The organism is Sinomonas sp. RB5, from assembly GCF_054063535.1.
In genome coordinates this window covers 24,690-50,071 of record NZ_JBSSGJ010000005.1, presented here as the reverse complement: position 1 = coordinate 50,071, position 25,382 = coordinate 24,690, and the positions used below count along the sequence as shown (strand labels likewise).

18 protein-coding genes, 3 tRNA genes and 1 pseudogene are annotated in these 25,382 nt (G+C 71.7%); 10 read left to right on the top strand and 12 right to left on the bottom strand.

What is annotated here, in order from left to right; all coding sequences use genetic code 11:
• Positions 1-231: 231 nt before the first annotated feature.
• On the top strand, positions 232-1,515 hold the full coding sequence (locus ACVWWH_RS07690; protein WP_066497719.1) for a helix-turn-helix domain-containing protein: 1,284 nt from the start codon (positions 232-234) through the stop codon (positions 1,513-1,515).
• A gap of 36 nt (positions 1,516-1,551) precedes the next feature.
• Here ACVWWH_RS07690 and ACVWWH_RS07685 read toward each other — a convergent pair whose 3' ends face one another.
• Positions 1,552-2,673 carry an acyl-CoA dehydrogenase family protein gene (locus ACVWWH_RS07685; RefSeq protein ID WP_066502323.1) on the bottom strand — a complete coding sequence of 374 codons (1,122 nt, stop codon included), beginning with the start codon at positions 2,671-2,673 and terminating at the stop codon, positions 1,552-1,554.
• 121 nt (positions 2,674-2,794) lie between these two features.
• The gene (locus ACVWWH_RS07680) at positions 2,795-4,117 is read right to left on the bottom strand and encodes a M20/M25/M40 family metallo-hydrolase (protein WP_066497718.1); all 1,323 of its coding nucleotides are present in this window, start codon (positions 4,115-4,117) and stop codon (positions 2,795-2,797) included.
• Positions 4,118-4,285: 168 nt separating this feature from the next.
• On the opposite strand from ACVWWH_RS07680, the gene ACVWWH_RS07675 reads away from it, so the two are divergent.
• A tRNA-Leu gene (locus ACVWWH_RS07675) sits at positions 4,286-4,369 on the top strand.
• A 259-nt stretch (positions 4,370-4,628) separates the two neighbouring features.
• Positions 4,629-4,712 (top strand) — tRNA-Leu (locus ACVWWH_RS07670).
• Between the two features lie 93 nt (positions 4,713-4,805).
• Here ACVWWH_RS07670 and ACVWWH_RS07665 read toward each other — a convergent pair.
• The 4 genes from ACVWWH_RS07665 to ACVWWH_RS07650 form a co-directional block, all read right to left on the bottom strand.
• Positions 4,806-6,299, bottom strand: coding sequence for an HNH endonuclease (locus ACVWWH_RS07665; RefSeq protein WP_457316164.1), 1,494 nt, complete (start codon positions 6,297-6,299; stop codon positions 4,806-4,808).
• A gap of 146 nt (positions 6,300-6,445) precedes the next feature.
• Positions 6,446-7,399: a MaoC family dehydratase gene (locus ACVWWH_RS07660; RefSeq protein ID WP_066497717.1), complete on the bottom strand. Its 954-nt coding sequence runs from the start codon at positions 7,397-7,399 to the stop codon at positions 6,446-6,448.
• Positions 7,396-8,823, bottom strand: coding sequence for a 3-oxoacyl-ACP reductase (locus tag ACVWWH_RS07655; RefSeq protein WP_457316163.1), 1,428 nt, complete (start codon positions 8,821-8,823; stop codon positions 7,396-7,398). The genes ACVWWH_RS07660 and ACVWWH_RS07655 overlap by 4 nt, the downstream gene beginning before the upstream one ends.
• Positions 8,824-8,846: 23 nt before the next feature.
• Positions 8,847-9,389: a hypothetical protein gene (locus ACVWWH_RS07650; RefSeq protein WP_157089156.1), complete on the bottom strand. Its 543-nt coding sequence runs from the start codon at positions 9,387-9,389 to the stop codon at positions 8,847-8,849.
• A 3-nt stretch (positions 9,390-9,392) separates the two neighbouring features.
• Here ACVWWH_RS07650 and ACVWWH_RS07645 point away from each other — a divergent pair.
• A tRNA-Gly gene (locus tag ACVWWH_RS07645) sits at positions 9,393-9,489 on the top strand.
• 359 nt (positions 9,490-9,848) lie between these two features.
• Here the strand turns inward: ACVWWH_RS07645 and ACVWWH_RS07640 are convergent.
• Positions 9,849-10,061 (bottom strand): annotated as a pseudogene (locus ACVWWH_RS07640) (thiolase family protein); the annotation flags it as partial.
• A 176-nt stretch (positions 10,062-10,237) separates the two neighbouring features.
• On the opposite strand from ACVWWH_RS07640, the gene ACVWWH_RS07635 reads away from it, so the two are divergent.
• The 3 genes from ACVWWH_RS07635 to ACVWWH_RS07625 all read left to right on the top strand — a co-directional run bounded on the left by ACVWWH_RS07635 (position 10,238) and on the right by ACVWWH_RS07625 (position 13,555).
• The gene (locus tag ACVWWH_RS07635; RefSeq protein WP_457316162.1) at positions 10,238-10,954 is read left to right on the top strand and encodes a TetR/AcrR family transcriptional regulator; all 717 of its coding nucleotides are present in this window, start codon (positions 10,238-10,240) and stop codon (positions 10,952-10,954) included.
• A complete protein-coding gene (locus tag ACVWWH_RS07630; protein ID WP_457316161.1) occupies positions 10,951-13,026 on the top strand; it encodes an acyl-CoA dehydrogenase family protein in 2,076 nt (691 codons plus the stop codon). The genes ACVWWH_RS07635 and ACVWWH_RS07630 overlap by 4 nt, the downstream gene beginning before the upstream one ends.
• 85 nt (positions 13,027-13,111) lie before the next feature.
• Positions 13,112-13,555, top strand: coding sequence for an Hsp20/alpha crystallin family protein (locus ACVWWH_RS07625; RefSeq protein ID WP_457316160.1), 444 nt, complete (start codon positions 13,112-13,114; stop codon positions 13,553-13,555).
• 95 nt (positions 13,556-13,650) lie between these two features.
• Here the strand turns inward: ACVWWH_RS07625 and glgA are convergent, their stop codons facing one another.
• Positions 13,651-14,847: a glycogen synthase gene (gene glgA / locus ACVWWH_RS07620; RefSeq protein WP_457316159.1), complete on the bottom strand. Its 1,197-nt coding sequence runs from the start codon at positions 14,845-14,847 to the stop codon at positions 13,651-13,653.
• Positions 14,848-15,016: 169 nt separating this feature from the next.
• Here glgA and ACVWWH_RS07615 point away from each other — a divergent pair, with 169 nt between their 5' ends.
• Both ACVWWH_RS07615 and ACVWWH_RS07610 read left to right on the top strand, forming a co-directional pair.
• The gene (locus ACVWWH_RS07615; protein ID WP_457316158.1) at positions 15,017-16,402 is read left to right on the top strand and encodes a glucose-1-phosphate adenylyltransferase; all 1,386 of its coding nucleotides are present in this window, start codon (positions 15,017-15,019) and stop codon (positions 16,400-16,402) included.
• Positions 16,403-16,492: 90 nt separating this feature from the next.
• Entirely contained in the window at positions 16,493-17,956 is a 1,464-nt protein-coding gene (locus ACVWWH_RS07610) for an SDR family NAD(P)-dependent oxidoreductase (protein WP_457316157.1), read from the top strand.
• 104 nt (positions 17,957-18,060) lie between these two features.
• Here ACVWWH_RS07610 and ACVWWH_RS07605 read toward each other — a convergent pair whose 3' ends face one another.
• From ACVWWH_RS07605 to ACVWWH_RS07590, 4 genes are all read right to left on the bottom strand, one after another.
• Positions 18,061-18,984, bottom strand: coding sequence for a DUF559 domain-containing protein (locus ACVWWH_RS07605; RefSeq protein ID WP_066497710.1), 924 nt, complete (start codon positions 18,982-18,984; stop codon positions 18,061-18,063).
• A gap of 186 nt (positions 18,985-19,170) precedes the next feature.
• A complete protein-coding gene (locus ACVWWH_RS07600; protein ID WP_457316156.1) occupies positions 19,171-20,022 on the bottom strand; it encodes a transglutaminase family protein in 852 nt (283 codons plus the stop codon).
• Complete coding sequence (locus tag ACVWWH_RS07595; RefSeq protein WP_066497706.1) at positions 20,019-20,945, bottom strand: alpha-E domain-containing protein; 927 nt, start codon at positions 20,943-20,945, stop codon at positions 20,019-20,021. Before ACVWWH_RS07595 ends, ACVWWH_RS07600 begins: the two co-directional genes overlap by 4 nt.
• A gap of 72 nt (positions 20,946-21,017) precedes the next feature.
• On the bottom strand, positions 21,018-22,577 hold the full coding sequence (locus tag ACVWWH_RS07590; RefSeq protein WP_066497704.1) for a circularly permuted type 2 ATP-grasp protein: 1,560 nt from the start codon (positions 22,575-22,577) through the stop codon (positions 21,018-21,020).
• Positions 22,578-22,701: 124 nt separating this feature from the next.
• Between ACVWWH_RS07590 and pepN the strand changes: the two genes are divergently transcribed.
• Complete coding sequence (pepN, locus tag ACVWWH_RS07585) at positions 22,702-25,341, top strand: aminopeptidase N (protein WP_457316155.1); 2,640 nt, start codon at positions 22,702-22,704, stop codon at positions 25,339-25,341.
• The last annotated feature ends 41 nt before the right edge of the window (positions 25,342-25,382 follow it).

Here is a 25,382-nt window from a genome sequence, read left to right as displayed (position 1 = left end):
CGTCGCCGTTATCACTGGAGCGCGGGCGCAGCCGGCTGTCGCGGCGGCCGATAACGCGGGCGCAACGGGCGCTGGGATTCACTCGTCAGCGATGGCAGGGGGACCTGGATTGGCCCGTCGTCGAGCCGTTCCGAGGGGAGCCATCGCAGAGGCAGGGCGGAAGCAGACCCGCCGGCCCCGCCCTCGTGCCCGGTGCCCTCGGAGCACCCTGTCTCAGAAGAGGTACAGCTGATGGGGATCGATTTCGGAAGGATGCTCAGGACCGAACGCCTCCGGCGCGGACTCACCCAGGCCCAGCTGGGCGACGGGGCCTACGAGCCGAGCTACATCTCGATGCTCGAGACCGGCCGCCTGGAGCCCTCGGCGCAGGCGATCCAGGAGCTCTCGGGCCGGCTGGCCAGCGCCCCCCATGCCATGCCGTGGTGGAGCGGACCTCCTATGCCTGCGGAGGCCGAGTACGTCTTCTCGAGCCTGTGCGCCCAAGCGGCCTGCGACGTGCGGGAGTACGCGCGCGCCTCATCCCACGCGGCCATTGCCGCGCGCCTTGCCCGGGAGGCCGCGGACACCTCCGCTTGGTGGGAGATGACGTTCATCCAGGCCGAATGCCTCATGCGGGAAGGCAGGCTCACGAGGTCGCTGCGCACCGCGCAGGACCTGCTCGAGCACTCCGCGCTCGCCGGGGACCGCGAGCTCGAGGCCCGCGCCCACCAGCTCTACGGGGAGATCTGCCACCGCCATGGACGGCTCGAGGCTGCGGTCGAGCATGCCCGCCGTGCCACGGAGCTCTCCGAGGGCTTCTCGGCCCGCTCCGCGGTCCGCGTCGCCTCCCTCTGCTCGCTCATCCATGCGCTCGCGGACAGCGGCAGGACAGAGGCGGCGTGGGAGTGGTGCGCGAACCTCACAGCCCTCGTGGCGAAGGCCCCGGTGGACCGCCTGGTCTGCCGGGCGGAGTGGGTGATCGGGAAGGTCGCCTTCCTGCGGTCCGACGAGGCCGAGGGGTCGCTGCACCACGAGCGGGCCGCGCAGTTCCTGCTCGCCCTCGAGGACATCGAGCTGTGGGCGCGCTTCAATCGGAGTTCCGCTGCGGCGCGGCTCGAGGGAGGCATTCTCGGCCCGGACACCGTCACTGCGATCGAGCGCGCGGAGCTCGCGCTCGTCATCGCCGGCGGGAGCGACGCCGACCAGCTCGAGACCGCGCTCGTCCGCGCCCGGTGGCTCTACCTGACCGGTGCCCTGGAGGAATCGGCCCGGCTCCTCCAGGGCATCAACAGGGAGAGGAACCTCCTTGGCCCCCATGTCACTGCCGAGGCGTGCCTGCTCTACGGGCGGTGCCTGAAGGACCTCGGTCAGGACGTCGAGGCGCTGCGGGCCCTCGAGGAGGCCCACGAGCAGTTCAGGTATGCGGGCATCCCCCTCAAGGCCGAGCAGGCCAGAGACCGGATTCTCGAGCTCCGGCAGTCCGCGCTCGTCCAGGCCGACGCGCCGCAGGCGGTTCCCGGTCCGGTCAGCCCCTGAACGCAGGATGACCCGGCTCCCGGCACGGCGGGCCCGCTAGTCCTCGAGCGGCCCCAGCACGTTCGTCGCGACCGTAGAGTGCGCCGACTCGGGGTCCGACGGGTGGTAGAGGCCGGCGAGGACGTCCCGGTACAGCCGCTCGAGCTCGCTGCCCCGGAAGTAGCCGCCGCCTCCGGCCACCCGCATCGCGCCGTCCACCACCGCCTTGGCTGTCTGGGTGGCACGGTGCTTGAGCCCGCTCAGGTGCCGGAACCAGGCACTCCCCCGGTCCGCTCCGGCGTCGAGGTCCGCGGCGACCGCGTCGAGCTGCGGGACGATCGCGTCGACCGCCATGGCGAGCTCCGCAATCTGCCACCGGATGTCCGGGTCCTGGGAGTAGGGCCGGCCGCCGCTGCGGTGGGAGCGGCGGCGGTGGGCCGCCGCGACCGCGAGGTCGAGGGCCCGCTCGGCGATGCCGGTGTAGACGGCCGCGAGGAGCGTCTCGAACACCGCGAAGATGCCGAAGACGAGAAGGTCGGGGTGCGGGCCCACGGGCAGCCGACGCACGATCCGGTCCGCCGGAGCGACGGCTCCCTCCAGGACCGTGGTGCGCGACTGGCTCGCGCGCATGCCGAGCGTGTTCCAGTCGTCGAGGTGCCGCCAGCCCGGCCGGTCCCGGCGGATGAAGCCCCACACGAGGGCCGGTTCCTGGCCGGTGGTGTCCTTGCCGAACGTCCCCATGCGGGTCCACGCGGGCGCGAGGCTCGTGAAGACCTTCGTGCCCGTGAAGCTGTAGCCGCCGTCGGACTGCGGGACGGCCTCCGTGATGGAGTCGAAGAGCACGGCGTCGTTGCCGGCCTCCGAGACGCCGAAGGCGAACACCTCCCCCGCCGCCGCCTCCTCGAGGACGAACGCAAGGCTCGCGTCCCCCCGGTCAGCCAGCAGCCGCGCCACACCCGTCCAGACGAGGTGCATGTTGACGGCCAGCGCCGTGGCGGGCGCGGCCTGGGCGAGGCGCCGCTGGAGGCGCACGACGTCGGCCATGCCGGCTCCCAGCCCGCCGTCGCCCGGGGCGACGAACGCCTTCAGGTACCCGGCCGCGACGAGCGCGTCGAGGTCCTCCTGGAAGAACTCGTTGCGCTCGTCGTAGCCGGGGGCGCGCGAACGGATCTCCTCCATCAGCGCCTCGGGCAGGACGGCGGCGGGGTCGAGTGCCACGCTGCTCCCCTCCTCTTCTTGTGGGGTCTCTGGCAGGGAGTTGTGGGGTCTCTGGCAGAGAGTTGCGGGGTCTTCGGCGCGGTCAGTACGTGGTCAGCAGGCGGCGCAGCACGCGCGCGCCGAACTGCAGCGAGTCCGCGGGGACCCGCTCGTCCACGCCGTGGAACATGGCGGGGAAGTCCAGCTCGGCCGGGAGTCGGAGCGGGGCGAAGCCGTAGCCGGTGATGCCGAGCCGGCTCAGGGACTTGTTGTCGGTGCCGCCGGAGAGCGTGTACGGCAGCACCACGGCGTCCGGATCCTCCGCGGCGAGCGCGCCGACCATCGCCTCGACGAGGGGGCCCTCGAACGGCGTCTCGAGGGAGACGTCGTGGTGGATGTAGCTGAAGTCGACGCCGTCGCCGGCGAGTTCCCTGAGCTTGGCGAGGACGAGCTCGTCCTGTCCGGGGAGGGTACGGGTGTCCACGCGCGCCTCGGCGGTGCCGGGGATGACGTTGTCCTTGTAGCCGGCCTTGAGGACGGTGGGGTTGGAGGTGTTCTGGAGGGTCGCGCCGACGAACCGGGCCACAGTGCCGAGCTCCTTGAGGAGGATCTCGGGGTTCTCAGGATCGAATTCGACGCCGGTGAGCTCGGTGACGCCGTCGAGGAACCGCCGCGTGGTGTCGGTGAGCTCGATGGGCCAGGCGTAGTCGCCGATGCGGGACACCGCCCGGGCAAGTCGCGTCACGGCGTTGTCGTCGTTGACCTGGGATCCGTGGCCGGCGCGGCCCTGGGCCTTGAGGCTCAGCCAGCCGAGGCCCTTCTCGGCCGTCTGGAGCAGGTAGGCGCGCTTCCCGCCGATCTGGGCAGAGAAGCCGCCCACCTCGCTGATGGCCTCGGTGGCGCCATCGAACAGGTCACGCCGGTTGTCCACGGCCCAGCGGGCGCCGTACGCCCCGCCGGCCTCCTCGTCGGCGAACATCGCGATGACGAGGTCCCGGCGCGGGCGGCTGCCCGTGTGCTGCATCTCGCGCACCACGGACAGGATCATGGCGTCCATGTCCTTCATGTCCACGGCACCGCGGCCCCAGATGAGCCCGTCCTTGAGCTCTGCCGCGAACGGGTCGACACTCCAGTCTTCCTTCTGGGCGGGGACCACGTCGAGGTGGCCGTGGACCACCAGGGCCCCGGCACTCGGGTCAGTGCCCTCGAGGCGCACCACCACGTTCGCCCGGCCTGGCGCAGACTCGAACAGCTCGGGCTCGAGCCCCACGTCGGCGAGGAGGCCGGCGGTGTACTCGGCGGCGGCCCGCTCCCCCGGTCCCGACCCGTCTCCGAAGTTGGAGGTGTCGAAGCGGACGAGGTCCTGGCAGATGCCCACCACCTCGTCCTCGGCGGTGGCCTGGCCCTGGGCGGCGTGGTCGGTCATGGGTCCTCCTCAGCGTCTCCGGTGCCCCCAGCCTAGTCCCGCGCCTGGGCGCGTCTCCCCCGGCAGCGGCGCCGGGACCGATTTCGGCTTGGGACGCGGATCGTGTAGAGTCTTTCTCGCTGCCCGGGAGGGAAACGAGTGATCGGTTCGCTTCCGAGGTTGCTGCCTGCGCGGGTGGCGGAATGGCAGACGCGCTAGCTTGAGGTGCTAGTGCCCGAATAGGGCGTGGGGGTTCAAGTCCCCCTCCGCGCACAGACGGAGCCCCGGTCTTCTGACCGGGGCTCCTTTGTCTGTTCTGGACTTTTGTCTGTTCTGGACTTTTGTCTGTTCCGGAGTCCACGCACGGTGTTCCCGCTGGCCGGTCCCAGCACGAAGTCCGCGGTTCCGCGCACGACGGCGGGTGGCCGGCTCGCCCGGGCCGGAGCGCACGCAGCAGGGTCCGGAATGGTGTATGGTTGTGTACCGCTGCTGAGGCCGAAAACGCTGGTTTTGATGGTCCTCAGAGCCGCCCGCGCGGGTGGCGGAATGGCAGACGCGCTAGCTTGAGGTGCTAGTGCCCGAATAGGGCGTGGGGGTTCAAGTCCCCCTCCGCGCACAGACGGAGCCCCGGTCTTCTGACCGGGGCTCCTCTTGTGTGCCCCGCCCCGCCCCGCGCGCGCAAACCTGCGGTAGCGCGAACACGCCATACTCACGCGGCCGTGTGGAAGACGCACTCTCCACCGGGGAACTCGACCCTGTGGCCGATCACCTCCCGCACGCCGGGCAATGGGGGCGCGGTCGATCTGTACCGGTGCCCGGTCGGTGTGGTGACCGTGACGGTGTGCCGGAGCGCCGGCGTGGTCGCATGTCTCCAGCCCGGCGCTTCCTTCGCCTGATTGCAGCGCTCGCACAGGCCCTGGCCGTTGACCGCACTGGTGGGGCCACCTCGTGCCGCCGGAACCACGTGGTCGTGATGGCGGGTCGGGGCATCGCACCAGGGATTCCGGCAGGTCCAGTCCCGCAGCGCGATGAAGTCCCTCAGGCCCGGCGGGAACGCCCGAGACCTCGACTCCAGGGCCGTCACCGATCCCGTGGTGGGCGACGTATAGAGGCGACGGAGCGCCGCGTCCGACGAAGCGAGGACGAGGTCCCGGGCGATCTGGGCCGGCAGCACTCCATAGCCCGCGAGCGCGGCGGGTTCCGGCGAACCGCCGATGAGGGCGGCGTCCGACATCACGACGTTCACGGCGATCCGGACGTCCCCGGCCCAGACCTGCCCAGTGAGCCGCTCGACGAGCGTGTCCGCCATGGTCTGGTCCCTGGTGCGGCCGTCGCCGCCCTGTGGGGCCCGCGGTCCCCTGCCCGGCGCCTCCGCCCGAGAGATCCGGGCAGAATCAGCCGCGGCACACAGGGCCTTGTACGCGGCCACGGCCTGGGCAGCCGGCAGCAGGCAGGACAGGACCGCCATGGAATCCGGGGCGGGTTTCAGCCAGACGCGCCGCTCCGTCACGCCCCGCCGGGCCCGCCTCACTGCGGCCGCCGGATCGAGCCGCTGCGCGTGGGCTCGCGCTTCGGCGGCGAGCTGGCGATCGCCGACGCCCTCACGGGCGTAGGCAGCTACGAGCGCCTCGTCGACGCAGGCCCGATCCCCGACGTCCAGGCAGGCTGTCTCGCGGGCCACCAGCGTGGCGCGCCATTCGTTGATGCGGCCGGCCGCGAGCGCGTTGAGGGTGTGCGGCATCTCGTGCACCAGGGCTTTGGCGAGCCCCAGGAGCCGGCCGCCGCGCGAGGGTGACTCGCAGCGCGCCAACGCGATCGCCTGCCCCGCCTCGGTCGACGGATCGACGACCCGCGGTCGCGTGCCCGTGGCATCTCCGGACTCCACCGACGAAGACGCAGCCCCATCGCCACCCGCACGCCTCTCGCGGATGCGCGTCTCGAGCAGGACGCTGTAGCGGGCCTGGCTCGCCGCGGCCGCGGCCTTCAGCCGTTCCTGGGCGGCGATCCGCTCGAGCAGCTCCGCCTCGTCCAGCTGCAGATCGTCGTCACCGACCGACCCGAGCGCCGTGGCCCAGGCCCCGATGGCCGCAGCGCTCGGCGACCCGTTTCCCACGGCCACGAGGACCTCAGCGATGAGCCGCGAGAGGTCGGCCGCATCCTGCGCCCCTCCCACGGTGACCTGCATCGCCGATGATTCGAACATAGTTTCGATTCTACCGAGCCGGCCCTTCCCCGCCCAGCCCTGTGGAGGACAAGTCCCGCCTGACACGACAACGGCGCCGCCCGCCCCCGCAGGGGGACGGACGGCGCTGTGGCGACCACGCGCCGTCGCGCGTCAGACCGGCGGCCTCAGGCCAGCCGCGCCACGCTCCCGACGAAGTGCCGCCGGCCCGACTTCGCGTGCCACCCCACGAAGTCCGACCGCTCCCAGGAACCCTCCCCGTCCACCGAGTCCGAGATGTTCAGCGCCACCCGCGCGGGCAGGAACACCGGTGCCTCGAAGGACACGTCCCACACGAACGCGTCGCCCTTCGCAGCCCCGATCTCGGCGAGCGCCCGCGACGCCGTGTACATCCCGTGCGCGATGGACCGGCGCATCCCGAGGGCCCGGGCCGAGATCGAGCTGAGGTGGATCGGGTTGAAGTCCCCGGACACGGCCGCGTACTCGCGCCCGGTCTCGGAGCCCAGCCGCCACAGGGCCGTGGGCAGCGGCGCGCGGAAGTCCTCGCGGGCCCCGTTGGCGAGCGGCTTGTCCACGCCCGGCAGGAACACGCCCTTGGCCAGGTAGGTCGAGACCCCGCGCCACACCGGGTCCCCTCCCCCGCCGTCCGTCCCGCCCCGGCGCACCTCCGCCACGACGTCCACCTGCGTCCCGGCGCGGTGACCGGCCAGGTTCTCGGCCCAGGCCGTGACGTCGAGCTCGTCGGTGTAGGTGATCGGCTCGCGGTACTCGATGCGGTTGCGCAGGTGCACCATGCCGAGCAGCGGCAGCGGGAAGTCCTCCCGCCCCATGAAGCTCATCGCCACCGGGAACGCGAGTGCATGCACGTAGCCCGCGGGCACCACGTCCCGCGCCGGCTCGCCGAGAAGGTGCTGGTACTCGGTGAGGCGGGCGACGTCCGGACGCACGACGGCGGCATGGTGCCGGGCGGCGGGCAGCTTCGGGGCGGTCCTGCGCGGCGCGACGAGCGCCCGGGCCGCCTCGGCCGCGGCGGCAACATAGAGCTTGGACAGTGACGGGACTTCGGTGAGCTCGACCGTCTCGGTGCCGGTCTTGCCCTGGCGCGCGCCCTGCGCGCTCACTGCCCGACCAGATTCTGCCCGCACACGCGCAGCACGTTGCCGGAGATGCCCCCAGCGGCGTCGGAGGCCAGGAACGCGATCGCCTCGGCCACGTCCAGGGGCAGGCCGCCCTGCTGCAGCGAGTTGAGGCGCCGGGCCACCTCGCGCGTCGCGAAGGGGATCCTGGCCGTCATCTCGGTCTCGATGAACCCCGGGGCCACGGCGTTCGCGCTCCCGCCGGACGCGGCGAGCCGGGCGGCGGTGGACCGGACCATCCCGATGACCCCTGCCTTGGAGGCGGCATAGTTGGTCTGGCCGCGGTTCCCCGCGATTCCCGAGGTCGAGGCCACCGAGACGAGGCGGAACCCGTCGCCGAGCCTGCCGGAGCCGAGCAGCGCCTCGTTGATGCGCAGCTGGGCCGCGATGTTCACGGCGATGACGGAGTCCCACCGGGCCGGGTCCATGTTGGCCAGGAGCTTGTCCCGGGTGATGCCCGCATTGTGCACGAGGATATCGAGGGCGCCGTGCCGGGCCAGGGCGTGCTCGAGGATCCGCTCGCCGGCCTCGGGCTTGGTGATGTCGAGCTGGAGGGCGGTGCCGCGGACCTCGTTGGCGACCTTGGCGAGGGAGTCTCCCGCCGCGGGCACGTCCACGACGACCACCTTGGCGCCGTCGCGGGCCAGCGTGCGGGCAATCGCCGCGCCGATCCCCCGGGCGGCCCCGGTGACCACCGCGACCTTCCCGGCGAGGGGCTTCTCAGGATCTGCGGGCAGCTCGCCCTTGGCCGTGCCGACGGTGAGGAACTGCCCGTCCACGAACGCCGACCGCCCCGAGAGCAGGAACCGCAGCGCGCCGAGCGCGCTGGGGGCGTCCGCCTCGACGCCCTCGGCGAGCAGGATCCCGTTGCCGGTCGCCCCGCTGCGCAGTTCCTTGGCCAGCGAGCGCAGGATGCCGTCCACGCCGGCGCGGGCGGCGGCGAGCGCGGGCTCGTCCGCGGTCGAGGACCGGCGCGAGACGGTGACGACCCGCGCGCTCGGGCCCAGCGAGCGCAGCGCACGGCCGGCGGCGAGGATCGGCCCGGAGAGGTCCTCGGGCCGCGCCACCGTGTCGAGGGCGAGCACGATCCCGCCGAGCTTCGCTCCGCTTCTTCCGGCGCCGGCCGGGGCGGCGGGCGGGGCGGACGACGACGGCGAGGCACCGGCGTCGTGCGTCCCGCCGGCGGCCGGGGCGACGCCGGGATCCCTGAGCACCTCGACATCCCAGCCCTTCAGCGCCGTCTCGAGCGCATCCGCCCCGGCGCCGGCGCCGACGAGCAGGACGGGCCCCGCCACGAGGGGCGCGCCGGGCTCGTAGCGGCGCAGGGCCACCGGCTGCGGGAGCCCAAGCCGCTTGGCCAGGTCCCGGCCCCAGCCGCGCGAGACGAAGTCGGTGTACTTGTCAGCCATGCCTGTTCCCCTTCCCCCGGCCCTCAGCGGCCCTCGAGGACCGCGACGACGCCCATGCCGCCGGCCGCGCAGACGGAGATGAGCCCGCGGGCCGGGCGGCCGAGGTCTCCGGCGCGGCCGCGCTCGTGGAGCTGCTTGGCGAGGGTCGCGACGATGCGCCCGCCGGTCGCGGCGAACGGGTGGCCGGCGGCGAGCGAGGAGCCGTTGACGTTGAGCTTGGCGCGGTCCACCTTCCCGAAGGCGCCGTCGAGGCCGAGGCGCTCGCGGCAGAAGTCGGCGTCCTCCCAGGCGGCGAGGGTCGCGAGCACGGTGCCGGCGAAGGCCTCGTGGATCTCGAAGTAGTCGATGTCCTCGAGGGTCAGGCCGAGGCGGCCGAGCAGGCGGGGCACCGCGAACACGGGCGCCATGAGCAGTCCGTCCTTGCCGTGCACGAAGTCCACGGCCGCGGCCTCGCCGTCCACGATCTCGGCGAGGACGGGCAGGTCGCGCTCGGCGGCCCAGTCCTCGGAGGCGAGCAGCACGGCGGAGGCCCCGTCGGTGAGCGGGGTCGAGTTGCCGGCGGTCATGCTGGCCTCAGAGCCAAGCTGGCGGCCGAAGACGGGCGAGAGCTTGCCGAGCTTCTCCATCGAGGTGTCGGCGCGGAGGTTCGAGTCCTTCGCGAGGCCGCGGTACGGGGTCACGAGGTCGTCGAAGAAGCCGCGCTCGTAGGCCGCGGCGAGGTTGCGGTGGGACGCGAGCGCCAGCTCGTCCTGGGCCTCGCGCGTGATGTTCCACTGCTTCGTGGTCAGCGCCTGGTGCTCGCCCATGGACAGGCCGGTGCGGGGCTCGTTGGTGCCAGGCGCCATCGGCGCGAGGTCCTTGGGGCGCAGCTTGGAGACGGCCTTGAGCTTCTGCTGGAGGGTCTTGGCGCGGCTGAGCTCGAGGATGACCTCGCGCAGTCCTTCGCTGACCACGATCGGGGCGTCCGAGGCGGAGTCGACGCCGCCGGCGATCGCCGAGTCGAGGCGGCCGAGCTTGATCTTGTCGGAGAGCTGGAGCACGGTCTCGAGGCCGGTCGCGCAGGCCTGCTGCACGTCGTAGGCGGGGGTCTCGGGGCGGAGGGCCGACCCGAGGACGGACTCCCGGGTGAGGTTGAAGTCACGGCTGTGCTTGAGGACGGCGCCCGCGGCGACCTCCCCGATCTGCTCGTCCTGCAGGCCGAAGCGGGCCACGAGCCCGTCGAGCGCGGCGGTGAGCATGTCCTGGTTCGAGGTGCGCGCGTACGCGCCGTTGGCCCGGGCGAACGGGATGCGGTTGCCGCCGACGACGACGGCCTTGCGGATGCCAGGAGAGGAAGGGGTGGGCATAGCGGTCCTCCGGTCGGGAGCTGTGATCTGAATTACCGATACCTAGCGTACCTGATACGCTGAGTACCGTGAACCAAGCCACCGCGAACGACGCCGCGCCGTCGCCCGGCGTCGACGGCCGCACCGCGCGCTGGGCGAGCCACCGCGAGGAACGCCGCGCCGAGCTCGTCCACGCGGCCCGGAGGGCCGTGCACCGGCTCGGACCGGACGTGCCCATGGAGGACATCGCCGCCGTCGCCGGCACGTCGAAGTCCGTCTTCTACCGGTACTTCCGGGACAAGGCGGGCCTGCAGGCCGCCATGGGCTCGCTCGTCCTGGCCCAGATGCAGGAGCGCATCGCGGCCGCGGCCGCCGCCGCGCAGACGCCGTACGAGGGACTGCGGGCCATGGTCGCCGCCTACCTGGGCATGGCCGCGCGCTCGCCGCACGTGTACGAGTTCGTCACGCGGGCGCCAGCGGACCCGGACCGTGCCTTCGGCAGCTTCTTCGACGCCGTCGGGTCCATGATCCAGGCCCCCATGGCCCGGTACCTCGGTCCTACCGCCTCCGCGACGCTCGACTACTGGCCGCCGGCCGCGATCGGGCTCGTCCGCACCGCCGGCGAGCGCTGGCTCACCGCGGCGCCGTCCGAGAACAAGCCATCCCTCGACGACATGGCTGGCCTGATCGCCGACTGGCTCTTCGCGGGCATCGCCGCTCAGGCGACCGTCCCGGTCGGAGCCTCCGCCGAGTCCGACCACCGGCCGGGGCCAGCCGCACCCCTTCCACCACAGGAGACACGATGACGACCCACCAGACCGCTGCCCCTTCTGCATCCGCCGAGGCCGAGGCCGACCTGGCCGACCTCGAGCAGTCGCCGCAGATCGACGTCGCCGCGCTGGGCGAGCTGCTGCTCGGGACCTGGGCCGACGTGCGCCGGCAGGCCCGCGAGCTCGCCGCCCGTCCCGAGCTGCACAAGCTCGAGGGCCTGACCTTCACCGAGCACCGCGAGCGCGTCTTCGGCCAGCTGAAGATCCTCGTGGACGAGGGCGCCATCCAGCGGGCCTTCCCGAAGGAGCTCGGCGGCGAGGAGAACCACGGCGGCAACATCGCCGGCTTCGAGGAACTCGTCACCGCAGATCCGTCGCTGCAGATCAAGTCAGGCGTCCAGTGGGGCCTCTTCGGCGCCGCCGTCCTGCACCTCGGCACCGCGGAGCACCACCGCAGGTGGCTCCCGGACATCATGGACCTCACCGTGCCGGGCGCCTTCGCGATGACCGAGATCGGGCACGGCTCCGACGTCGCGAGCATCGGCACGACCGCGACATATGACGATGCCACGGACGAGTTCGTCATCAACACCCCCTTCCGCGCCGCGTGGAAGGAGTACCTCGGCAACGCCGCGAAGGACGGCATCGCCGCGACCGTCTTCGCCCAGCTCATCGTCAAGGGCGTCAACCACGGCGTGCACGCCTTCTATGTGCCGATCCGCGACCCCCTGACCAAGGAGCCGCTGCCCGGCATCAAGACCGAGGACGACGGCGTCAAGGGCGGCCTCAACGGCATCGACAACGGCCGGCTCTGCTTCGACAACGTCCGCGTCCCCCGGTTCAACCTGCTCGACCGCTACGGCGCCGTGGACGAGGACGGCACCTACACCTCCCCCATCGCGAGCCCGGGCCGCCGCTTCTTCACGATGCTCGGCACGCTCGTGCAGGGCCGCGTCTCCCTCGACGGGGCCGCCGTCGCCGCCTCCAAGGTGGGGCTCACGGCCGCGATCCGCTACGCGGCCGAGCGCCGCCAGTTCAACGCCTCCTCGGACACCGCCGAGGAGGTGCTGCTGGACTACCAGCGCCACCAGCGCCGCCTCTTCCCGCTGCTCGCCGCCACGTACGCCATGAGCTTCGCGCACGAGGAGCTGCTGACGAAGTTCGACGGCGTGTTCTCCGGCACGCAGGACACGGATGAGGACCGCCAGGACCTCGAGACCTTCGCCGCGGCGCTCAAGCCGCTCTCCACGTGGCACGCGCTCGAGACGCTCCAGGAGTGCCGTGAGGCGTGCGGCGGCGCCGGCTTCATGATCGAGAACCGCTTCGCGTCCCTGCGAGCGGACCTCGACATCTACGTGACGTTCGAGGGCGACAACAACGTGCTGCTCCAGCTCGTGGCCAAGCGCCTCCTGAACGACTACGCCAAGGAGTTCCGCACCATGAACGTGGGGGCCCTGGCGAAGTTCGCGCTCGGACAGGCGCGCGGCGTGGCGCTCAAGACGGGCCTCGGCGCCGTGGCCCAGTTCATCGCGGACTCCGGCCGGGCCCAGCGCTCCGCCCTCGCCCTCCGCGACCCTGACACGCAGCGGCTCCTGCTCGCCGAGCGCGTCCAGGCCATGGTCGCCCAGGCGGCCCAGGCTCTCCAGGGCGCTACCAAGCTGCCGCAGGCGGAGGCCGCCGCTCGGTTCAACGCGCACCAGAACGAGCTCATCGAGGCCGCTCGCGCCCACGGCGAGCTCCTCCAGTGGGAGGCGTTCACCGAGGCCCTCGAGAAGATCGAGGACCCCGGCACCCGGCAGGTCCTGACGTGGCTGCGCGACCTGTTCGGGCTGACGCTCATCGAGAAGCACCTCGAGTGGCACCTCATGAACGGGCGGCTCTCGATGCAACGCGGACGCACGGTCGGCGAGTACATCAACCGCCTGCTCGCCAGGCTCCGCCCGCACGCCCTCGACCTCGTCGACGCGTTCGGCTACACGCAGGAGCACCTGCGGGCGACCGTGGCGAGCGGCGTCGAGGCCCGGCGGCAGGAGGAGGCCGCGGCCTACTACGCCGCGCTGCGCGCCTCGGGCCAGGCGCCCCTGAAGGAGAAGAACGTCAAGAAGTAGGCCCCTTCCCCGTGCCCGCGGCCGGGTCTAGCCTGAAGGCAGGACCCGGCCGCACCGGTGCCCGGGGCACGTCAGGAGGATATCCATGGGCGATGGATGGGGCCGCAGAGGCCCGTGGGACATGATGCCGGAGGGGATGCGCCGCTTCGGCTTCCCCGACCAGTTCAAGCGCTTCGTCGACGAGTGGGAGACTGCGTGGATGCGCACCGAGCAGTTCCGCGACGGAGATTCCCTCGTGGTCCGGGCCGAGCTTCCCGGGATCGACCCCGAGAAGGACGTCGAAGTGACGGTGCAGGACTCGACGCTCTCGATCAAGGCCGAGCGGCGCGAGGACACCGCCAACCGGACCAAGGGCGGCTACCGCAGCGAGTTCCGCTATGGCTCGTATGCGCGCACCGTCGAGCTCCCGCGCGGCGCCCGCGGCGAGGACGTGAAGGCGAGCTACCACGACGGCGTGCTCGAAGTCCGCGTGCCCATTGCGCCGGAGGCGGGGCCTGGGCCCACCAAGGTCAACGTCAGCCGGGACTGAATCGACGCTGCGTCGCGACAGCTGAGACCACGACGGCGGCGACTCACCCACGCGGGTGAGTCGCCGCCGTCGTGCGCTCGCTTCTCGACTCCAGCCTACGCGAGTACCGACCGGTAGACCTCGAGCGTGGTCTCCGCGATGCTCTCCCACGAGAAGTTCGCCTCGGCGCGGACGCGGCCGGCCTCGCCCATCGCCCGGGCGCGGTCCGGGTCGGCGACGACCTCGGTCAGGGCCGCCGCGAAGTCCGCCACGAACTTCTCCGCATCCAGCGGCGTGCCGGTGCCGTCGCTGACCTGCTCGATCGGGACGAGCAGCCCCGTGGTTCCGTGGTCGACGACCTCGGGGATGCCCCCGGTGGCGGTGGCCACGACCGCCGCGCCGCACGCCATCGCCTCGAGGTTCACGATCCCGAGCGGCTCGTAGATGCTGGGGCACGCGAACGCCGTCGCGTGGCTGAGGACCTGAATGAGCTCGGCGCGCGGGAGCATCCGCTCGATCAGGACCACGCCCTCCCGCTCGGCGCGCAGGCCGTCGATCAGCGCCGCGGTCTCGGCCGCGAGCTCCGGCGTGTCCGCGGCGCCGAGGCAGAGGACGAGCTGGACGTCCGCGGGGAGCTTGGACGCCGCCCGCAGCAGGTACGGCACCCCCTTCTGGCGCGTGTTGCGGCCCACGAACACGACCGAGGGCTTCGCCGGGTCGATCCCGAGGCCCACGAGGTGCTCGGTGCCCTCGTCGCGGCCCCAGAGCGAGACGTCGATGCCGTTGTGGACCACCTTGACCTTCGCCGGGTCCACCTCCGGGTAGCAGCGCAGGATGTCGGCGCGCATGCCGTGGGAGACGGCGATGATGGCGTCGGCGGCCTCGTACGCCGTCTTCTCCACCCAGGACGAGAGGCGGTAGCCGCCGCCGAGCTGCTCGGCCTTCCACGGGCGCAGGGGCTCAAGGCTGTGCGCGGAGAGCACATGCGGGATGCCGTGCATGAGCGAGGCGAGGTGGCCTGCCATGTTCGCGTACCAGGTGTGCGAATGGACGAGGTCCGCGCCGGCGACGTCCGGGACGATGCCGAGGTCGATCCCGAGGGTCTGGAGGGCTGCGTTGGCGCCGGAAAGGTACTCGGGGACCTGGTACGAGGTGACCGCCGCCCCGTTCACCTCGGCTTCGCGGGGGGCGCCGAAGGCGTGGACATGCAGGTCAACCTCGCGGGCGAGGACCCTGCTGAGCTCGGCCACATGCACCCCGGCGCCGCCGTAGATCTCCGGGGGGAATTCCTTGGTCACAATGTCGATTCGCACGGTTTCAACGTAGTCGGTCATTGGAACCTGAACTAGTGTGAAGAGGACCGCGTTTCGCAGCCGCGGAGGCCGGGAAAACAGGTCTTGAACACGAGATGACGGGGGTTGCGCAGTGGCACCTAAGAAGGTATTGGCGATCGTCCTCGCAGGTGGGGAGGGCAAGAGGCTGATGCCCCTGACGGCTGACCGGGCCAAGCCCGCCGTGCCGTTCGCCGGAGGGTACCGGCTGATCGATTTCGCGATGTCGAATCTCGTGAATTCCGGCTATCTGCAGATTGTGGTGCTGACCCAGTACAAGTCGCACTCCCTGGACCGGCACATTTCGGAGACCTGGCGGCTCTCCCCGCAGCTGGGCAACTACGTGGCCTCCGTGCCGGCCCAGCAGCGCGTCGGGAAGAGCTGGTTCCTAGGCAGCGCCAACGCGATCTACCAGTCGCTGAACCTGATCCACGACGCCCAGCCGGAGATCGTGGTCGTGGTCGGCGCCGACCACGTGTACCGGATGGACTTCGAGCAGATGGTGGCCTCCCACGTGGCCTCCGGCGCGAAGGCGACCGTCGCCGCGGTCCGGCAGCCGCTGGACATGGCCAACCAGTTCGGCGTCATCGAGACGGATTCTGCCAAGCCGTCGATGATCTCCGCCTTCGTCGAGAAGCCGGCGACGACGCCCGGGCTCCCCGACGACCCTGACCAGTTCCTCGCCTCCATGGGCAACTACGTCTTCGACGCCGACGCCCTCGTCGAGGCGCTCAAGAGCGACGCCGAGCGGCTCGACACGAAGCATGACATGGGCGGCGACATCATCCCCTACTTCGTGGACCGCGGCGAGGCCGGCGTCTACGACTTCACGACGAACGAGATCCCGGGCGCCACGGAACGCGACCGCACGTACTGGCGCGACGTCGGCACCCTCGACTCGTTCTACGAGGCCCACATGGACCTCATCTCCCCGCTGCCGGTGTTCAACCTCTACAACTCCCGGTGGCCGATCTACACCCACCAGAGCGTCTCGCCGCCGGCGAAGTTCGTCCGCGGCGAGGGCGGCACCGTCGGCATCGCGCTCGACTCCATCGTCTCCAGCGGCGTGGTCATCACCGGCGGGATCGTCGAGGGCTCGGTCATCTCGCACGACGTCCGGGTCAACTCCGCCGCGCGGGTCCTCGACTCGGTCGTCATGGACAGCGTCGAGATCGGCGCCGGCGCTGTTGTGAACCGGGCCATCCTCGACAAGAACGTCATCGTCCCGCCCGGCGCCACGATCGGAGTGGACGAGAAGCTCGACAGGCGCCGCGGCTTCGAGGTGACCGCCTCGGGCATCACCGTCCTCGCCAAGGGACAGCTCGTCCCCGAGCCCGACGCCGACGAGCGCCGGCTCGCCGCAGCCTGGCTGGCGAAGATGCCGGCCGCCCTCGAGGACGTGGCCGCGGAGATGCCTGAGGTCGCAGAGAAGATCCAGGAGCGCCACGCCACCGCTGCGGCGCGTGCCACCGGCGGTGAGGGCACCGCCGACGGCGCGTCCTCGCCGTCGTCCGCGGCCCGCCGCTCCGCCAGCTGAACCGCCGCACCGGAACTGCCCGCTGCGACGGCGCGGGGCCCGCACGGCCGGGCCCCGCGCCGTCGCGCGTGCGACGTAGAATGGGAAGCCATGAGCTCCCCTGACACGCCGGCCGAACTGACCCCTGAGGAGATCCAGGCCGCCCTCAAGGTCCTCGGCAGCATCCACACGTACGACGAGGAGCACCCCGACTACGTGGCGGTGCGGCGCGCGACCGGCAAGATGTTCAAGGCCCACCGCCGCTTCACCCGGGCGGCGAAGCGGGACGCGATCGCCGAGGCGGACCGGGCCGTCATCGCGCAGACGGCGACGGCCGCGCCCGACCGGATCGATGACGAGACGAAGGGCAACAAGCTCGCGTCCTCGGCCACCGGCGAGATCGCCGGGCACCTCCTCCGCTCACGGCCGTGCTACATCTGCAAGCAGCACTACACGCAGGTGGACGCGTTCTACCACCAGCTCTGCCCCGAGTGCGCCGCGATGAGCCACGCCAAGCGCGATGCGCGCACGGATCTGACCGGGCGACGGGCGCTGCTCACGGGCGGCCGGGCCAAGATCGGCATGTACATCGCGCTGCGGCTCCTCCGGGACGGCGCGCACACAACCATCACGACCCGCTTCCCGAAGGACGCAGCCCGGCGGTTCGCCGCGATGGAGGACTCCGCCGAGTGGCTCGACCGGCTCACCATCGTGGGCATCGACCTGCGCGACCCGTCCCAGGTCATCTCGCTCGCCGACACGCTGGACGCCGAGGGCCCGCTCGACATCATCATCAACAACGCCGCCCAGACGGTGCGGCGCTCGGGGAACGCGTACAAGCCGCTCGTGGACGCCGAGTCCGAGCCGCTCCCCGCCGCCCTCCAGGCGTCCAACGGCGGCCCGCAGCTGCTGACCTTCGGGCATGCGCACGACAGGCACCCGCTCTCGATCGCCGGATCCATGTCCGAGCACCCCGTACTCGCCGGCGACGCCGTGACCTCGCTCGCGCTCTCGACCGGCTCCGCCTCGCTCGAGCGGATCGAGGCCGGGACCGCCATCGACGCCGGCGGCCTCGTGCCCGACCTGGCCGCCGTGAACTCGTGGACCCAAGTCGTGGACCAGGTGGACCCGCTCGAGATGCTCGAGGTCCAGCTGTGCAACGTCACCGCGCCGTTCCTGCTCGTCTCCCGCCTGCGGAATGCGATGCGGCGTTCCACGGCGCGGCGCAAGTACGTGGTCAACGTCTCGGCGATGGAAGGCCAGTTCGGGCGCAAGTACAAGGGGCCCGGGCACCCGCACACCAACATGGCCAAGGCGTCGCTGAACATGATGACGCGCACGAGCGCCGGGGAGATGTTCGAGACCGACCGGATCCTCATGACGGCCGTGGACACCGGCTGGATCACCGATGAGAGGCCGCACTACACGAAGGTGCGGCTCGCCGACGAGGGCTTCCACGCGCCGCTGGACCTCGTGGACGGTGCCGCCCGCGTGTACGACCCGATCGTCGTGGGCGAGGCCGGGACCGACCTGTACGGGGTCTTCCTCAAGGACTACCGCCCCAGCCCCTGGTGACGCCCCTGAGGAGCCGCCTCCGCACGGTTGAGGAGCCATCTCCGTCCCGTTGAGGAGTCACCTCCGCACCGTTGAGGAGCCATCTCCGTCCCGTTGAGGAGCCACTACGCCGCGCGGTCGCGCATCTGTCTTCTGAGTTCACCTCGGACGCGGGCGAAGTCATCCCTCAGGTCTTCCGCGGTGACCACGATGACGGTCCATCCCGCCGCACGGAAGGCGGCGTCCCGCCGGGCATCGCTGAGTCGCTGTGCCTCTGAACGGTGATGGCCGCCGTCGTACTGGATCGCGATCCGGTACGCACGGTAGCCCATATCGGCACTGAAGGACCCCGGATCATAGTCATGCAGGCGGATCTGGAGCTCTGGCTCGGGAAAGTTGTACGCGAGGAGGCTGAGGCGCAGGAGTGACTCCGGCACGGAGTCAGCACCGACGCGCATGTCTCTGAGGGCCTCCCGGCACTTCCCGACGCCTTTCATGCGCCGGTGTCCTCGGAGCATCAGATCGAGCTGCCGCTTCGTGGCGTAGGGCCGGGTGCGCCGTTCGAATTCAGGCCTCGGTTCGCGGATCAGCTGGTCACCGACCGCCACGAGCGCGGCGTGGCCGAGCAGGTGCCCGAGGTCGAGCCATGTCCGGGCAGGTGAGCTGAGGCGGATTCCTTCCTCGTGCACCTGCACTTCGCCCGGGAGCACCCGCACGTGATGTCCGACGACGCCGGCGCGCCGCACCCGGGTTGCCGAGGACGACCGGCTCAGGTGGATCGCATCCTGGGTCCTGGCCATCTCCGGGAGCCATAGGCCGTGCAGCGCCGCCGCGGTGGTGTGTGACGCCCATGCGTCCGGCGCGAGGAGCAGGTGGGCCAGCACACGCTCTCGCAGGCTCGGCACTGCTGCACCCGAGAGGTAGAGCTCGCGGCTGAGGCGCCGCGTGTCGGACCGCAGCACCTCCCGGAAGTCGACGCCTCGGGCTCTCGCCTCCGCGAGCGTGAAGGGGCGGTGGATCAAGGGGTCGAGCGGGTCGGTGCTGTCCATGCGGACATGCTGGCACGCATCGCGAACGCGTGCTCTGGGTTATCCACAGGGGCCGACGGAAGTGACTCCCCAACCCGACGGAAGTGACTCCCCAACCCGACGGAGCCGACTCCCCAACCCGACGGAGCCGACTCCCCAACCCGACGGAGGTGACTCCTCAACGCATGGGGGCCGGGTGGTAAGGGGTCAGGCGAGGCGCGTGATCTCCACGCCGACGTCGAGGTGGGAACCGCCGCCGCCCGAGAGGATTCCCTTCAGCGGCGGCACGTCCCGGTAGTCGCGGCCGCGGGCCACGGTCACGTGGAAGTCGCCCGCCGGCTTGTGGTTGGTGGGGTCCCACGACCGCCACTCGCCGTCCCACCACTCGAGCCACGCGTGGGACTGGCCGGCGACGACCTCGCCGATGTCCGCGCTCGAGCGCGGGTGCAGGTAGCCGGAGATGTACCGCGCCGGGATGCCGAGGCTGCGCAGCGACCCGATCGCGAGGTGCGCCAGGTCCTGGCAGACCCCCTCCCGCTGGTTCCAGGCCTGCTCGGCATCCGTCGTCACCGCCGTCGACCCGGGCCTGTAGCGCATCTCGCCCCGCAGCCACTCGAACACGGCATGGGCGGCGCGATGCGGGTCGAGGCCCTCCACGACGCCGGGAAGGGTCCCGAGCACCTCGCTCCCCGGACCCGACAGGCGCGACTGCGGCAGCCAGTCGCTGAACTGGTCCTCGAGCTCGGGGCTGCGCAGGCGCTCCCACGAGACGATGTCCCCCTCGGCCGGCACGCGCTCGACCCGGTGCACCTCGACCGTGGTCGAGGAGACGACCTCGAGGAACTCGTGCGGGACCTGCATGTCGAACGCCGTCACGCGCGTGCCCCAGTAGTCCTTGTACGAGCTCACCGCGGCCTGCGTGGGAGTGACGCGGACCTGCGACTCGAGCACCACCTGCTGGGGCTCGGTCAGCGGCGTCATGCGCGCCTCGTTGTACGAGAGGGTCACGCGCCGGTTGTACCGGTATGCGGTGTGGTGCAGGATCCTCAGCCTGGTCATGAAACCTCTCCCACCCAGGCCTGCTCGTCGGCCCTGTTGAAGTACTTGCGCGAGACCGCGTCAGATGTCTGGGCGACGGCCTTCTGGACGCGCTCCATGTGCTCGGGGAGCTCCACCATCAGGTCGTCCGTGCGGTGGAACTCGAGGAACGTCCGCGCCTGGCCGACGATCCGCCGGGCGTCGTTGATGAACCCCACGCGGGTGTCCGACGGGTCGAGCTTCGCGAGCGCATCGTCCGCGTCGCGCAGGGCGTACACGATCGAGCGCGGGAACAGCCGGTCCATGAGGAGGAACTCGGCGGCGTGGCCCTCGTCGAACGCCGTGCGGCGGGTGCGCAGGAACGACTCGTAGGCGCCCGCGCAGCGGAGCATGTTGACCCAGGACATCCCCGCGGTGTGCACCTCGCGCGTGGAGAGCATCCGCGCGGTCATGTCCGCCCGCTCGAGCGAGCGGCCGAGCACGAGGAACAGCCAGCCCTCGTCGTGGCTCATGGTGGTGTCCGCGAGGCCGCGGACCATGGCGGTGCGCTCGAGCACCCAGTTGCAGAAGCGGTAGGTGCCCACGACGTCCTTGCGGTGCTGGCTGAGCCCGTAGTACGTGGTGTTGAGGCACTCCCACAGGCTCGAGGACACGGTCTCCCGGGCGCGCCGGGCGTTCTCGCGCGCCGCGGCGAGCGAGCCGGCGATGCTCGTGGCGTTCGTGCGGTCGAAGGCGAGCGACTGGAGCAGCTCGGTGAGCCCGAACTCGTCCGCGTCGGCCCGCGATCCCATGACGCCGAGGAGTTCCTGGGCGACGCTGCGCTGGTCCGCGGCGGGCAGGTGGTTGAGCCTTTCGAGGTGCACGTCCAGGATGCGCGCGGTGCCGTCCGCGCGCTCGACATAGCGGCCGATCCAGAACAGGGATTCAGCGATGCGGCTGAGCACGTCGTCCTCCTCGAGGGGTCGTGGTGCGGGCGGGGGTCTGGCGGGCGGGGCCAGCCGTACGACGGCGGGTGGTCACTGCTGCTGCTGCTCGGCCTGGCGGTCGCGCCAGTTGCTCTCGACCGGCCACACGCTCGTGCGCTCCCGGATGCTGATCGAGTGGCGCGGCTCCGCCTCCACGGGAACGTCCGGGGACTGGGCCAGGACCCACGTGTCCTTCGAGCCGCCGCCCTGGCTCGAGTTGACGATGAGGGAGCCCTCCTTGAGCGCCACCCGGGTGAGGCCGCCGGGGAGCACCCAGACGTCGTCGCCGTCGTTGAGCGCGAACGGGCGCAGGTCCACGTGGCGCGGGCCGAAGCGGTCGCCGGAGAGCGTCGGCACGGTCGAGAGCTGCAGGACAGGCTGGGCGATCCACCCACGGGGGTCCGCGAGGACCCGCTTGCGGAGCGTGTCCAGCTCCTCACGCGTGGCACTCGGGCCGATGACGAGGCCCTTGCCGCCCGAGCCGTCCACGGGCTTGACGACGAGCTCATCGAGCCGGTCGAGCACCTCCTCGCGCGCGTCGTCCTCCTCGAGCCGGTACGTGTCCACGTTGGCCACGATCGGCTCCTCGCCGAGGTAGTAGCGGATGAGGTCCGGGACGTAGGAGTAGACGAGTTTGTCGTCCGCGACGCCGTTGCCCACCGCGTTCGCGATCGTCACGCCGCCGGCGCGCGCCGCGTTCACGAGGCCCGGGCAGCCGAGCATCGAGTCCGAGCGGAACTGCAGCGGGTCGAGGAAGTCGTCGTCGATGCGCTTGTAGATCACGTCCACGCGCTGCTCGCCCGCCGTGGTGCGCATGTACACGCGGTTCCCGCGGCAGATCAGGTCGCGGCCCTCCACCAGCTCCACGCCCATGAGGCCCGCGAGCAGGGTGTGCTCGAAGTACGCCGAGTTGTACACGCCGGGGGTCAGGACCACCACGGTCGGCTCGTCCACGCCGGCGGGGGCGGTCTTGCGCAGGGTCGAGAGGAGCCGGCGCGGGTACTCCTCCACCGGGCGGATGGGCTGCTGGCTGAAAGCCTCCGGCAGGCCCTTGGCCATGGCGCGGCGGTTCTCGAGGACGTAGCTCACGCCCGAGGGGACGCGGACGTTGTCCTCGAGGACGCGGAAGGTGCCGGCGGCGTCGCGCACGATGTCGATGCCCGAGATGTGCACCCGGACGCCGCCGGCCGGCTCGAAGCCGTGCACCTGGCGGTGGAAGTGCTTGCTCGTGGTGATCAGCCGCCGCGGGACGACGCCGTCCGCGACCACGGCCATCTTCGAGTACACGTCGTTGAGGAAGGCCTCGAGCGCCCGGACCCGCTGGGCCACGCCCCGCTCGAGGACGTCCCAGTCTCCGGCGGAGATGATGCGCGGGACCAGGTCGAGCGGGAACGGCCGCTCCTCCCCCGCGTAGTCGAATGTGACGCCCTTGTCGAGGAAGGTGCGGGCCATCGAATCGGCCCGGGAGGTCACGTCGGTGAGGTCGAGTCCGGCGAGCGCCTGCGCGAGATGGCCGTAGCTGGGCCGCGCCGTCTGGCGGGGGGCGAACATCTCGTCGTACGCGCCGGTACGTTCGGCGGCGACGGAGTAGTCCTCGAAGAGATCCGACATAGGGGACAGCTTTTCACCAATCCGGCTCCGGCGCATATCGGGCCCCGGGACGGGGCGTGTCCGCCCGGCCGCCCGGGCTCGCACGCCCCTTCCGGGCCTGTCGGAGCGTGGTTGAATGGGCCGTGTGCCAACTCACAACCTGAGCCGCGACGAGGCTGCCGGGCGGGCGCGCCTGCTCGGCATCGACTCCTACCACGTCACCCTCGACCTCCGCCGTGCGGCCGATCCCGCAGCGGCAGCCTTCCCGACGACGAGCGTCATCGAGTTCCGGGCCGAGGCCGGCGCCGAGACCTTCGCGGACTTCCTCGGGGAGTCCGTGGACCGCCTGGTCCTCAACGGCCGTGCCCTCGACCCGGCCGCCGCCTATGACGGCGCCCGGATCCGGCTCACGGACCTCGCCGAGCGCAACCGCCTCGAGGTCACCGGGCACGCGCGGTACTCGCGCAGCGGCGAGGGCCTCCACCGCTTCGTGGACCCGGCCGACGGCGAGACGTACCTGTACACCCAGTGCGAGCCAGCGGACGCGCGCCGGTACTTCGCCAACTTCGAGCAGCCCGACCTGAAGGCGCGGTTCGCGTTCACGGTGCTCGCGCCGTCGTCGTGGGTAGTCAGCGCGAACGGCGAGCCGACGGCGCAGGCCGTCCCGCTCGAGGAGGACCCGGCCGCGGCACGCTGGGACTTCGCCCCGACGCCGCCCATGCCCACCTACCTCGCGGCGGTGCTCGCGGGCCCGTACCACCGCACGGCGGACGTCTGGACCGGCACGACGCGCGACGGCGCGACTCTCACCGTCCCGCTCGCCGCCTACTGCCGGGCGTCCCTCGCCGAGCACTTCGACGCCGGGCGCATCTTCGACCTCACCCGGCGCGGGCTGGACTTCTACCACTCGGTCTTCTCCCCCGCCTACCCGTGGGGGAAGTACGAGCAGGCCTTCGTGCCCGAGTACAACCTCGGCGCCATGGAGAACCCCGGGCTCGTGACCTTCACGGAGCAGTACGTGTTCGCCTCCCGCGCCGCGGACTCGCAGTACGAGGGACGCGCCAACACCCTCCTGCACGAGATGGCGCACATGTGGTTCGGCGACCTCGTGACCATGCGCTGGTGGGACGACCTGTGGCTCAAGGAGTCGTTCGCCGAGTACATGGGCACCCTCGCCGTGGACCGGGCCACGGGCTTCACGACGTCCTGGGTCAACTTCGCCAACCGCCGCAAGGCCTGGGCCTACCTCCAGGACCAGCTGCCCACGACCCACCCGATCGTGGCCCACATCGCCGACCTGGAGGCGGCGGAGCAGAACTTCGACGGCATCACGTACGCCAAGGGCGCCTCGGTGCTCAAGCAGCTCGTGGCGTACGTGGGCGAGGACGCCTTCCTGGCCGCCGCCCGCGACTACTTCGCCCAGCACGCCTACGGCAACACGACGCTCGAAGACCTCCTGGCAGCGCTCGAGCGGGCCTCGGGGCGGCCCCTGCAGGGCTGGGCCGCGGCGTGGCTCCAGACGGCGGGGCTGCCGGTCCTGGAGACGCTCGTCGAGCACGCCTCAGGGCACGACGGCGAGCGGCTCGCCCGGGTGGCCATCCGCCAGCGCGCCGTCGATCCCGTCACGGGGGTGCAGGCGCTGCGGCCGCACCGGCTCAAGGTCGGCCTCTACTCGCGCACGGACTCGGGAGCGATCGAGCGCACGGCGAGCATCCCGGTGGAGCTGCCGGCCGACGCGCCTGACGGCGTGACGGAAGTGCCGGAGCTCGAGGGCGTCCCGGCCCCCGACCTCCTCCTCGTCAACGACGAGGACCTGACGTACGCGAAGGTGCGCCTCGACGCCCGGTCCGAGGAGACTGTCCGCGACGCCCTCGGGGACATCGCCGACCCGCTCGCGCGCGCCCTCGCCTGGACGGCGCTGTGGCACGCGACGCGCGATGGCGAGATGCCCGCCGCGGACTACGTGGGGGCCGTGGAGCGCTTCGGAGCCGCCGAGACCACGGTGGGCGTCCAGCTGACCGTGCTCGACAACGCCCGCACGGCCATCGAGCGGTACACCCATCCGGAGGCGCGCGGCACCCTGCGCGAGGCCTACCTCGCCGCGGTCGCCCGCGCCCTGCTGGCCGCCGAGCCCGACTCCGACCAGCAGCTCGCGTGGGCCCGCGCCCTCGCTGCCGGCAGCAGGCACGGCGGCGGCCAGCACGCCCTGCTCCGGGGCCTCGTGGACGGCGCCGAGACCCTCTCCGGGCTCGCCGTGGACCAGGACCTGCGCTGGTCCCTGTGGCAGGCCCTCGCCGCCCAGGGCCGGGCCACGGCCGAGGAGCTGGACGCCGAGCTGGCCCGCGACCGTACCGCGAAGGGCAGCGTGGGGCACGCCCTGGCCATGGCGGCACGGCCCGTGCCAGAGGTGAAGGAGGACGCGTGGCGCGCCGTTGTGGACGGCGACGGGCTCTCCAACGACCTCCTGGGGGCCACCGTGGCCGGCTTCATGCTCGGCCCCGAGGAGCTGCGGCTGCCGTTCCAGGACCGCTACTTCTCGATGCTCACGCGGGTGTGGGCCGAACGGTCGCAGGAGATCGCGACTCGGCTCGTGGCCGGCCTCTATCCTGCCGGCTCGTCCCTCGGTGCGCACCAGGACCCCCAGGACCATCCCGTGCTCGGCCGCACGGACGCGTGGCTCGCGGAGCATGCCGACGCGCCGGCGGCGCTGCGGCGGCTCGTCATCGAGGCCCGCGACCATCTGCAGCGTGCCCTCGTGGCACAGGCTCGTTCCCGCAAGGGGTAGCTGGCCCAGCACCGGGATAGCCGGCTCTGCCGGCCGGGCGC

Coding starts and splice junctions, on each gene's coding strand:
- ACVWWH_RS07690 (WP_066497719.1), top strand. CDS start 232: ATGGGGATCGATTTCGGAAGGATGCTCAGGACCGAACGCCTCCGGCGC.
- ACVWWH_RS07685 (WP_066502323.1), bottom strand. CDS start 2,673: ATGGAGGAGATCCGTTCGCGCGCCCCCGGCTACGACGAGCGCAACGAG.
- ACVWWH_RS07680 (WP_066497718.1), bottom strand. CDS start 4,117: ATGACCGACCACGCCGCCCAGGGCCAGGCCACCGCCGAGGACGAGGTG.
- ACVWWH_RS07665 (WP_457316164.1), bottom strand. CDS start 6,299: ATGTTCGAATCATCGGCGATGCAGGTCACCGTGGGAGGGGCGCAGGAT.
- ACVWWH_RS07655 (WP_457316163.1), bottom strand. CDS start 8,823: ATGGCTGACAAGTACACCGACTTCGTCTCGCGCGGCTGGGGCCGGGAC.
- ACVWWH_RS07650 (WP_157089156.1), bottom strand. CDS start 9,389: ATGACCGCCGGCAACTCGACCCCGCTCACCGACGGGGCCTCCGCCGTG.
- ACVWWH_RS07630 (WP_457316161.1), top strand. CDS start 10,951: ATGACGACCCACCAGACCGCTGCCCCTTCTGCATCCGCCGAGGCCGAG.
- ACVWWH_RS07625 (WP_457316160.1), top strand. CDS start 13,112: ATGGGCGATGGATGGGGCCGCAGAGGCCCGTGGGACATGATGCCGGAG.
- ACVWWH_RS07615 (WP_457316158.1), top strand. CDS start 15,017: ATGCCCCTGACGGCTGACCGGGCCAAGCCCGCCGTGCCGTTCGCCGGA.
- ACVWWH_RS07610 (WP_457316157.1), top strand. CDS start 16,493: ATGAGCTCCCCTGACACGCCGGCCGAACTGACCCCTGAGGAGATCCAG.
- ACVWWH_RS07605 (WP_066497710.1), bottom strand. CDS start 18,984: ATGGACAGCACCGACCCGCTCGACCCCTTGATCCACCGCCCCTTCACG.
- ACVWWH_RS07600 (WP_457316156.1), bottom strand. CDS start 20,022: ATGACCAGGCTGAGGATCCTGCACCACACCGCATACCGGTACAACCGG.
- ACVWWH_RS07590 (WP_066497704.1), bottom strand. CDS start 22,577: ATGTCGGATCTCTTCGAGGACTACTCCGTCGCCGCCGAACGTACCGGC.